The sequence below is a fragment of the Paenibacillus sp. IHB B 3415 genome (assembly GCF_000802655.2).
GTDB lineage: Bacteria > Bacillota > Bacilli > Paenibacillales > Paenibacillaceae > Paenibacillus_AQ > Paenibacillus_AQ phytohabitans.
On sequence record NZ_JUEI01000081.1, the window covers coordinates 20560 to 31945 of the forward strand.

Annotated in this window: 6 protein-coding genes; 4 read left to right on the forward strand and 2 right to left on the reverse strand. The window is 54.6% G+C overall.

The annotated features are described in order from the left end of the window. Nucleotides 1–28 precede the first annotated feature (28 nt). Entirely contained in the window at nt 29–1150 is a 1122-nt protein-coding gene (gene thiH, locus QW71_RS29235; RefSeq protein ID WP_039307705.1) for a 2-iminoacetate synthase ThiH, read from the forward strand. 98 nt (nt 1151–1248) lie between these two features. Here the strand turns inward: thiH and yfbR are convergent, their stop codons facing one another. After that, nucleotides 1249–1875, reverse strand: a complete 627-nt coding sequence (gene yfbR / locus QW71_RS29240) for a 5'-deoxynucleotidase (protein ID WP_039307707.1) — start codon at nt 1873–1875, stop codon at nt 1249–1251. Between the two features lie 104 nt (nt 1876–1979). Here yfbR and QW71_RS29245 point away from each other — a divergent pair, with 104 nt between their 5' ends. The 3 genes from QW71_RS29245 to QW71_RS29255 all read left to right on the forward strand — a co-directional run bounded on the left by QW71_RS29245 (nt 1980) and on the right by QW71_RS29255 (nt 11026). Beyond that, the gene (locus QW71_RS29245) at nt 1980–3683 is read left to right on the forward strand and encodes a fumarate hydratase (protein ID WP_039307722.1); all 1704 of its coding nucleotides are present in this window, start codon (nt 1980–1982) and stop codon (nt 3681–3683) included. A gap of 392 nt (nt 3684–4075) precedes the next feature. Next, complete coding sequence (locus QW71_RS29250; protein WP_039307709.1) at nt 4076–7087, forward strand: carbohydrate binding domain-containing protein; 3012 nt, start codon at nt 4076–4078, stop codon at nt 7085–7087. A gap of 87 nt (nt 7088–7174) precedes the next feature. Further along, on the forward strand, nt 7175–11026 hold the full coding sequence (locus tag QW71_RS29255; RefSeq protein WP_039307712.1) for a carbohydrate binding domain-containing protein: 3852 nt from the start codon (nt 7175–7177) through the stop codon (nt 11024–11026). 171 nt (nt 11027–11197) lie between these two features. Here QW71_RS29255 and QW71_RS41615 read toward each other — a convergent pair. After that, nucleotides 11198–11386, reverse strand: a 189-nt coding sequence (locus QW71_RS41615; RefSeq protein ID WP_235441588.1) for a hypothetical protein, incomplete at its 5' end; no start/stop codon positions are given.

Here is an 11386-nt window from a genome sequence, read left to right on the forward strand (position 1 = left end):
ATGCTGTTTAAGAAGAGGGAGGAAGGACATGAGCTTTTATGATAGGCTGACCCGGCTGGACAAGCTTCCCTACGAGGGGGGATGGAAGCAGTACACTGCGCTCGATGTGAAGCGGGCGCTTCGTCTGGAGCAGCTGGACGAGGACGGGCTGATGGCTTTGCTGTCACCGGCTGCGGAGCCTTACCTCGAAGAGATGGCGCAGAAGGCCCATAGATTGACACGTGCTCAATTCGGTCATGTGATGCAGCTGTTTACACCGATGTATCTGGCTGATTTCTGCGTCAACCATTGTACCTACTGCAGCTTTAGCTCTATCTATGATTTTCCGCGCAAAAAACTGACACTGGAGGAAGTCCGGCGGGAAGCGGAAGCAATCGCAGCCACAGGGCTGCGCCACATTCTGATTCTGACCGGAGAATCCCGGAATGAAAGTCCGGCCAGTTATGTGAAAGACTGCGTGGAGGTGCTCCGCGGCTATTTCTCTTCAGTCAGCATTGAAGTGAATCCGCTCACTACCGAAGAATACGCTGACCTCATACAGGCAGGAGTAGACGGTCTGACGCTGTATCAGGAGGTCTATCATCAGGAGACCTACCGCAAGCTGCATGTGAAGGGCCCCAAGCGGGTGTACCGCAACCGCCTGGATGCGCCCGAGCGCGGCTGCCTGGCCGGATTCCGCTCGGTAAATATCGGAGCCCTGCTGGGAATGTACGAATGGCGTCAGGAGGCTCTCGCGACTGCACTGCACGCCAGGTACTTGCAGGACAAGTATCCGGAGTGCGAAATCGGTTTGTCCATTCCCCGTTTTCGGCCGTACCTGGGGGAATTTAATCCTGCGAGTGATGTAACCGACCGTGCGCTGGTGCAGATTATCCTGGCCTACCGCCTGTTTCTGCCCCGCTCCGGCATTTCGCTGTCTACGCGGGAGCCGGCAGCTCTGCGCGATCATCTGGTTCATCTTGGGATCACGAAGATGTCTGCCGGGGTATCCACCGAAGTAGGCGGACATTCCCTGGAAGGCGGAACCCCCCAGTTTGAAATATCAGACAACCGCAGCGTGCATGAGATTAAGGAGATGCTCGAGGCAAAAGGGCTGCAGCCGGTGTTCAAGGACTGGGACATCCTGGATGAGCCGATAGCCATGCCTTAACTTGATGCAAATAACCCGCCGTGAGGCGGGTTATTTGCATTGCAGGGCCAAACGGCCGGTGCGATGCTGCATTCTTCAAGCGGCTGCACGGCTTCCGGCTAGTCGGCGGACTTATCCGGACTCATGCTTGAAGACAGCTCGTCCAGCGACAGCTCAAACCCCGGAGCCATGTGGGTTAGGAAATACTCCATCTCCGGCAAGGCGAGCGCGTGCAGCTTCGCTGCCGTCTGCTCCCGGGCGGCCGCGAATTCGCGGTTGCCTGCGGCGGTTTCCCAGACGCATTTCAGATATGCGTCGAGCACATCCGCCGCCTTGACGTAGCGGAGCAGTCCGGCATCCTCGGAGCCGGGGGGGCTGTCCTGCGGCTGCAGGAGCGGCGCATAGACTGCGCTCAGCTCCGGCGGGATCATCGCCGCGAGGCGCTCAGCGGCGACCCGCTCCATCTCGCGGAAGCTGGACAGCAGCAGCGGGTTGTTGTGCTTCACCGGCGTGGCGATGTCGCCGGTGAATACCTCGGTGGCGTCGTGGAACAACGCCATTGTGGATGCGCGGTCGGCGTTCAGCGACCGGCCGAAATGGACATTGCCGATGGTGCACAGCATGTGCGCCAGCAGGGCCACCTGGAACGAATGCTGCGCCACGTTCTCCGGGGCGGTGCTGCGCATGAGGCTCCAGCGCTGGATATATTGCAGCCGGTAGAGATAGGCAGAGAAATGGTAGTTCAATTTTTAAGTAACCCCTTTCATGAGCGGCTTAATATGATATGATAATAACTAATTGTAACAGAGTTAGGGCAGCTTGAAACAGATGGAGAGGAGACTGAATGAAGATGCAGCATTTTGAAGACAGCATTTATAATCTGATCGTAGAGACCTCCACGAATTTGCCGGGTGATGTACGCCGGGCGGTAGCCAAAGGGCGTGCGCTGGAAGACCGGTCGACCCGCTCCGGACTGGCACTGACCACGATTGCCCAGAATATCGGCATGGCTGAGCTCCAGGTATCGCCGATCTGCCAGGATACAGGGATGCCGACTTTTATAATTCATACGCCGGTAGGCGTGAATCAGATAGAGATGAAGAAGGATATTCATAGCGCGATAATCCGGGCGACGAAGAACGGCAAGCTGCGGCCGAATTCCGTGGATTCCCTTACAGGCGAGAACAGCGGGGACAATCTGGGTGCAGGCACGCCGGTGATTCATTTCGAGCAGTGGGAAGAGGAAGGCATTGATGTAAGGCTCATTCTGAAGGGCGGCGGCTGCGAGAATAAGAATATTCAGTATAGTCTCCCGGCAGAGCTGGAGGGTCTGGGCAAAGCCGGACGTGATCTTGACGGCATCCGCAAATGTATTCTTCATTCGGTCTACCAGGCGCAGGGCCAGGGCTGCAGTGCAGGCTTCATTGGCGTAGGCATCGGCGGTGACCGTACAACGGGCTATGAGCTGGCCAAGAAGCAGCTGTTCCGCAAGGTCGAGGATGTGAATCCCACCCAAGATCTGGGCAAGCTGGAAGATTACATTATGGAGAATGCCAACAAGCTCGGGATCGGAACGATGGGCTTCGGCGGTGAAGTTACGCTGCTGGGCTGCAAAATCGGAGTGATGAACCGGCTGCCGGCGAGCTTTTTTGTCTCGGTAGCTTATAACTGCTGGGCCTTCCGCCGTCAGGGAATACTGGTAAATCCGGCAACCGGGGACATTAAAGAATGGCTCTATGAGAGCGGCACAGGCATTTCTGTTGAAGGGGAAGAAGCCTTAGTGCAAGTAACTGAACCGGTAGCGGTCTCTGCTGCTGATGGCGTTTCGCAGGGCATGATTCCAGAGGATGCAACGATTCCTGCGGCTCCTGCCATCTTGTCAGGAACTGGAGAAGCTGCTTCTGATGCTGTTGTCTCCGGTAACGTCAAGGTAATCGAACCTGCTGCCGCAGACTCCGCCGCATCGGGTGGTTCGCGCGAAATCCGCCTGACCACGCCGATCAGCGAGGAGGATATCCGCAGCCTGCGCGTTGGTGATGTAGTTATTCTCTCCGGCGAGATGCACACCGGCCGCGATGCCCTGCACAAATATCTGATGGATCACGACACCCCCGTGGACTTGAACGGTGCGGTCATCTATCACTGTGGTCCGGTCATGCTGAAGGATGATGAGGGCTGGCATGTGAAGGCTGCAGGTCCGACCACTAGCATCCGTGAGGAGCCTTATCAAGGCGATATCATTAAGAAATTCGGCATCCGTGCCGTAATCGGCAAAGGCGGGATGGGCCCGAAAACGTTGAAGGCATTAGGCGAACACGGCGGCGTCTATCTCAACGCTATTGGCGGTGCAGCCCAGTATTATGCGGAATGCATCAAGAAGGTTAACGCGGTTGATTTCATGGAGTTCGGAATTCCGGAGGCCATGTGGCATCTGCAGGTGGACGGATTCGCTGCAATCGTCACCATGGATGCGCATGGCAACAGCCTGCATGCCGATGTGGAGAAGGATTCTGCGGCCAAGCTGGCCCAGTTCCGGGAGCCGGTATTTAAATAAACTGTTTAGCAATACTCCCTGTGACAGTGATTTGTTGGATGATATTAATCAAATAGTATATTTATTCAGTGATATAAAGACCTCTTTCTGTTTGATGAAAGGGGTCTTTTTGCGGTGCGGCTCTGAAAAAAATCGAAACCGGTGCCTGTTCGCCGAGGAGCATGCTGCCGGCTGATGCTAAACGGGGAATTTTCTGCGTATTGCAGAGTCGTTATCCTATATGGGATACGGGTTCTGAGAAAGAACAATTTATATGTCTTGACAGCGCATACAAGTCCATGTTAATTTTTAGTGGGGAAACCGGTTTCCCTAAAATGAATAAGATGAGGCTGTAGCTTGTTCTTTTTGGCAGAAAGTGTTGTGCATACGCATTTATGAGAGGGAGATGAAGAATGAAACGTAAACATTGGCTTATCCCCGTCCTTATCACATCCATGGTTCTTTCGATCACGATGAATTTATTTGTTCTGCCTCCAGTTAAGGTTGAAGCGGCCAGTATCGGCACGGTTACAGAGAATGATACGATTTATCAGATTATGGTTGACCGTTTCAATGACGGAGACTCCTCCAATAATGCCACAGGAGCCGCCATCCGCTATGGGGAGACCTCTGAAGAAGATTTTCGTTATATGAAGGGTGGAGACTGGCAGGGGGTTATCAATAAGCTCCCCTATATTCATAATATGGGCTATACGGCGATCTGGATCTCTCCGGTTGCCGAACCGCAGATGATGGGCCGGGAGAATAACGGGACAGGGAAGAACACAGCCTACCACGGCTACAATGTCAAAGATCCCAATGCGGCGAACCCCTATTTTGGCACAAAAGAGAAGCTGAAGGAGCTGGTAGATTCAGCGCATGCGCTCGGAATCAAGGTCATCATCGACGTCGTTCCGAACCATATCGGCGACTATATGCTGGGTACCCAGGCTTATTATGATATACCTGCCTTGCAGCCGGTCGCCCCTTTCAATAATCCGGCCTGGTATCACCATAACGGGGATATCAACTGGTCGCTGGCAGACGGAAGATATGATCAGTGGGCCCAGGATTATTTGGAGAATCACGATCTGGGCGGACTGGATGATATCGACTTCGATGTTCCTGCCGCCAAGCAGGCCATCTTCAGCTCGATTAAAGGCTGGTTTGACTACACCGGAGCGGATGGTGCCCGCGTTGATGCCGCCAAGCTGATGAAGCCGACGGATATTGGAGAGCTGCAGACGCTGCTGGGCGTGAACACCTTCGGAGAGAATTTTGACGGCAATGCCGAATTTGTCTCCCGCTGGGTCGGCAGCAGCAAGGAATGGGGGATGCTTGATTTCCCGCTGTTCTTCTCCGTGCTGAATAGCTTTGCTTACGGCCAATCCTTCGATTCCAATATTAAGAGTACACTGGCTCTCGATTCCTATTACAACGGCAATGCGAATCATATGGTTACCTTCATTGATAATCATGACCGCAACCGCTTCCTGACAGAGGCCGGAGGCAGTGTAGAGAAGCTGCAGAATGCCTTGTCCTTCATCTTCACTGTGCGCGGAACCCCGGTGGTGTTCCAGGGTACAGAACAGAATAAAGGCAACGGGAACGGCCAGATCATGACTGGCGGTATTGCCGATACGTGGAACCGCTGGTCTATGGTGAAGCGTGATGCAAGCGGCAACGTGGTAGAGAATTATTTCAATGAGAACGCCAGCACCTACAAGCATGTAGCCAAGCTTAACGAAATCCGCAAAAATAATCCTGCGCTGCGCACCGGCACCCAGCGTGAAATGTGGTCTGCCCAGAATCTGTACGCGTTCTCCCGCCGGATTGACAGCGGGACCAATGTGGGACAGGAAGTCATCTCCGCATTCAGTAATGCTTCGGGCGGATCGCAGACCGTTACGATTCCGCTGCGCGCCGAAAGTACTCTGACTGTGGGGACAGTACTGATTAACCAGTTGAATACATCGGATACCGTAACCGTACAGTCCGGCGGTGCAACCGGCAAGCAAATTACAGTCACACTCAGTGCGAACTCCGCCAAAATTTACTCCAAGACGCAGCCAATAGTCGATACCGAGGCTCCGTCTGTTCCGACGAATGTAACAGCCACTGTGCAGAATGCCTCTAGTGCGCTTGTGACCTGGACTGCTTCCACCGATGATGTCGGGGTTACCGGGTACGAGATTTACCGCAATGGGGTCAAGATTGGGACCTCGGCAACTACCTCTTACACAGACAACGGCTTGTCCGGCAGTACGAACTACTCGTATACGATAAAAGCGTATGACGCCGCCGCCAACCTCTCGTTATTCAGCGCGGCTGCACTGATCGTCACTCCTGCCGGAAATAGTGTGACGATCTATTACAAGCAGGGCTACACCACACCTTACATCCACTACCGCCCGGCTGCGGGAACCTGGACGACATCGCCGGGCGTAGCAATTCCTGCGGCTGAAGTGGCAGGTTACAACAAAATCACGATCAACATCGGTGCGGCCACCCAGCTGGAAGCCTGCTTCAATAACGGCAGCGGCACCTGGGACAGCAACGGCGGCAGCAATTATCTATTCGGTACCGGTACCTGGACGTATACTGGGGCCGGGAATATTCAGGCGGGCGGACCCGTTACGCCGTCATCGACGCCAACGGCAACACCGACGGCCACACCAACGGTGACGCCGACACCGACCGCGACACCAATAGCTACACCGACTGCTACACCGACAGTGGCACCTACCGCTACGCCAACAGCCACACCGACCGCGACACCAACGGTTACGCCGACAGCAACTCCGGTGCCAACCGCCACTCCGGTAGGGAATACAGCGACGATCTACTACAAGAATACGGCCTATACCAACTCTTATATCCATTACAAGCTGGATGGGGCAAGCACTTGGACGACCTCGCCGGGCGTGCAGATGCAGGCATCCACATTCAGCGGCTACAAAGCGATTACCATCGAGCTCGGAACCGCAACCGGACTTACTGCAGCGTTCAATAACGGCAGCGGAACCTGGGACAGCAATGGCGGCAGCAATTATCACTTTGGCGCAGGCAGCTCAAGCCTTGTGGGGGGAAGCCTTACCACCGGAGAACCTCAGGCGGACAGCGTGACCTTCCGGGTCACTGTTCCGGCCACCACTCCAGCGAGCGGGCCTGTCTATCTGACCGGGTCGTTCAACAGCTGGAACGCGGCTGACCCCGCATATCTGCTGACCAAGGGCAGTGACGGAGTCTATTCCATCACCCTGAGCCTTCCGGCAGGAACAGCAGTGACGTATAAGCTGACGCGCGGCAGCTGGGCTTCGGTAGAGACCGCATCCGGCGGAGCAGATATTGCGAACCGTGCGCTCACGCCGGCGGGCGGCGCACAGACCGTCACGCTGACCGTGCAGCGCTGGAAGGATCAATAGGGAATGACAGGGGGCGAAGGATGAATTCCGGCGCCCCCGTTCTTTTGAATAAGCTGATATGGTTGAAGAGAGAGGAGCTAAAAGCTGATGAGAACATCCCGGTATTGGCGCAAAATCACAGCCCTGCTGCTTGGTGTGCTTCTGATGATCCCGGCAGCAGCCACTAATGTCTCGGCAGATATTGCCGCTACGCATGTGTACCATAACCATATGCCGAATTTCTGGGCGTACTATGATTTGAACTCCTATAACGCTGCCCCGGCAGGAAGTCCGATCCGCTATACGTATGATGGTGAAGTCATCCAGTTGAAGCAGAACCCGCCTGCGGGATATACCTATTATTTGCCGAACGGTTCCCCGATGCCGCATGATGATCTGGTCTCCTATTATTCACATCACGCGAAGACGGGAGCCTATCTAACCTGGCCCTGGAGCGTAGCGAACACGCTGCACAGCAATTATCCCCAGGCGCAGATGCATGTTACAATGTCCGGCTCTGTTGTAAATAACGTGAACAGCATTATTCAGCAGGGTAATGTAAGCGGATACAATAATCCGGCTTGGGGTACTCCCTGGAAGAGCGCCGTCGATCAGCTCAAAACAACAAACGGCAGCAACATGCTCGATCTGATCCATTTCTCCGGGCATCACTCCATGGGTCCGCTGGTCGGCAACGACTATTTGCTCAAGGATATGATCTATCATGGAGCCACATTGGCCCAGCCTTATTTTCTCGGAAGCAGCTATAAGTCGTCTAAGGGGTTCTTCCCCACAGAGCTTGGTTTCTCTGAACGGATAATCCCCGTCCTGCAAAAGCTCGGTATTCAATGGTCCGTAATCGGCAACAACCATTTCTCCCGTACGCTTAAGGACTATCCGCTGCTGAACAGTCCCGGCACGGATACGATGGTCTCACCGCCCAACCGCAGTGATCTGCAGAATGTCAGCACCGTAGGCTCCTGGGTGAATGAACCGATGTTCAACGAACAGCAGGTTGTCTATAACAAGTATCCTTTTGCCTCTACAGCCCATTGGGTCCGTTATGTGGACCCGGCAACCGGGGCAGAATCCAAAGTGGTCGGCGTTCCGGTTGCACAGGCGCAGTCATGGGAAGAAGGGTATCTGGGTCAGGTAAAAGCAGATGTGCTAAAGCCGTATGAGAACCTGGTCGCACAGAAGCAGATTTTTGTGGTCGCGCATGACGGGGATAATTCTTCGGGCCGTGCAGGTTCCGAGGAGACCTGGCGCAATGCCGGGAATGTGACCTATGCCAGCAGCGGTGTTACCGGTATGGGAATTGACGAGTATCTGCGCAATAATACACCAGCCGCCTCCGATGTAGTCCATGTTCAGGATGGCTCATGGATTGATACCCGGGATTCCTCCTCTGATCCGACCTGGTACCACTGGCATCTGCCGTTCGGCATCTGGAAAGGCCAGTTTGCCAGCTTCAATCAGGTGAACGGCACCTCTTATGCGCCGAAGAAGAATCTGTCCGGTGTTGAAGAAGGCATGACCGTATCCTTCGAGAAGGGTTACCATTATCTGGAGCGTAACTTCGCCCTGCTGCAGGCGTCCCTGAATTATGCCAAGACAGCCGAGCAGATCTGGCTGGATGAGCATCCGAATTACTGGAAGCCGGTCAATCCGATTGACCGCGAGGTGACTTACGAGGGCAATCAGCTCAACCCTTGGATGATCTCCTATCCGGTAAAAGGGAACACCGCAAGCGATTATGCCGGCGGCGCCAATCCGGCTGAATTGGCCTGGTATTTCCTGCTCCCGGCGATGGACTCCGGCTTTGGGTATTACGACGAGAATGTAGATGACAGCGTGAAGCCGGCCCTGTCCTTCAATCAGTCGCTGTATTTCTCCAAACCTTACGTTACGCAAAAGCTGGCCAAAGACAAAACCGGCCCCTCCGTATGGTGGCCGCAGCGTTACCCGTACAATCCGGGCAGCGCCAATGTCAGCAAGGCGGAGGGCTGGACGCTGCAGCATTTCAATAATGTGTTCTCCATTTATACCTATGCCTTCGACACCAGCGGTATCAGCGATATCAAGGTGAAGGTCCGGGCACACCGTGACAAGACGGCAGACGCTGCGGACAATACTTTCAAGGTCTATGACCCGGCGGGTCTGGCCGCAGCAGGAATATCCAATATTGACCCTGCCAAGGTCGGTGCCTGGACGGAATACCCGATGACGGTCCGCGACCTCAGCACCGATATCAACGGGGTCGACTGGCAGCCAAGCAGCAAGGCCATCATGCAGAAGGTTCCGGCTACGGACATCGGCAATCTGTATTTCAGTTATATCTCCGATTACCGCGATCAACTGGTGGATTACTATATTGAAGCCAAAGATGCTAAGGGTAATGTAACGAAAAGCGATATCCAGCAGGTCTATGTCGGAGCCGGCAAATACACATTGGCAAACGGAAAATATACCGAGAGCATGCAGGGAACCGTTGAGGGCACGCATCCGTTTATTACCGATGTGCCTGCAGTTCCGGACACGGAAGCCCCGTCTGTGCCGGCTAATCTTCAGGCAGCTGTGGTCAATGCCTCCTCGGCCTTGCTGACATGGAGTGCAGCTACCGATAATATCCGTGTGACAGGTTATGAGATCTACCGCGATGGCATCAAGATCGGCACATCGCCGTCCGCTTCGTATACAGACAGCGGCTTGTCCTCCTCTACGACGTATGAATATAAGGTCAAAGCATATGATGCTTCGGGCAATCTGTCCGGACTGAGTACAGCAGCAGTGGCAACAACACCGGCGGGGAATAATGTGACGATTTATTACAAGAAGGGATACACCACACCGTACATTCACTACCGTCCGGCTGCGGGCACCTGGACGACGGCGCCGGGCGTAGCGATTCCTGCGGCTGAAGTGGCAGGTTATAACAAAATCACGATCAATATCGGTGCAGCCACCCAGCTTGAAGCCTGCTTCAATAACGGCAGCGGTACCTGGGACAGTAACGGCGGCAGCAATTATCTGTTCGGCACCGGCACCTGGACCTATACCCCTACCGGGCAAATCCAGGCGGGTGCTCCGGCTGTTCCGACCGCGACGCCAACGGTTACGCCTACAGCGGCGCCGACAGCCACGCCGACAGTGGCGCCAACGGCTACGCCGACAGCCACGCCGACAGTAGCGCCAACGGCTACGCCTACAGCGGCGCCGACAGCTACGCCGACAGTGGCGCCAACGGCTACGCCGACAGCGGCGCCAACGGCTACGCCGACAGTGGCACCGACGGCTACGCCGACAGTGGCACCAACGGCTACGCCGACTACGACTCCGGTGCCAACCGCCACGCCGGTGGGCAATACGGCCACGATCTATTACAAGAATTCCGCCTACAGCAATTCGTATATTCATTACAAGCTGGATGGGGCGACGGTCTGGACCACCTCGCCGGGCGTGCAGATGCAGGCATCCGCATTTAGCGGTTACAAGGCGATTACCATCCAGCTCGAAACTGCAACAGGCCTTACTGCAGCTTTTAATAACGGCAGCGGAACCTGGGATAATAACGGCGGCAGCAATTATCACTTTAATGTTGGCAGCTCGAGTCTAACCGGCGCAAGTCTTAGCACCGGAGAGCCGCAGGCAGACAGCATAACCTTCAGGGTGACCGTTCCGGGTTCTACACCAGCATCCGGGCCAGTCTATCTAACGGGGTCTTTCAACAGCTGGAATGCAGCAGATCCGGCGTACTTGCTGACTAAAGGCAGCGATGGTGTATACTCCATCACCGTGAGCCTTCCGGCAGGAACAGCAGTGACGTATAAGCTGACGCGCGGTAGCTGGGCTTCGGTGGAGACAGCATCCGGCGGGGCGGATATAGCGAACAGGTCGCTAACTCCGGCGGGGGGTGCACAGACCGTCACGCTGACCGTGCAGCGCTGGAAGGATCAGTAATAGGCGCATTCCGTGCTTACACAAAAAGTTGATTCATCTAATTAGAAGCGGAAATGACCTCTCCTAACTACAGTTTAGTTAACAATCCCACAATTTGCCAGTGATCGCTGGTGGGACTAGCGCAATATTTCATTTCTTCACACCTGATTAGTTACCGGCAGAATTGAGACTCTAAAGAAGCTCTGCAGGCATAATTGTTGTACGTTTTACAACTTTGATCCCTAGATATCTGGATGTGCGGAAGGATTGTTGTATGAAATACAACAATCCTCCCGCTAAACCTCTTGGAGAAGGAAAAATGCTGCATTTGGGAGACAATTTCATAATTCCAAACCCTTGCTGGGAGCGGTTTTTTTGAGC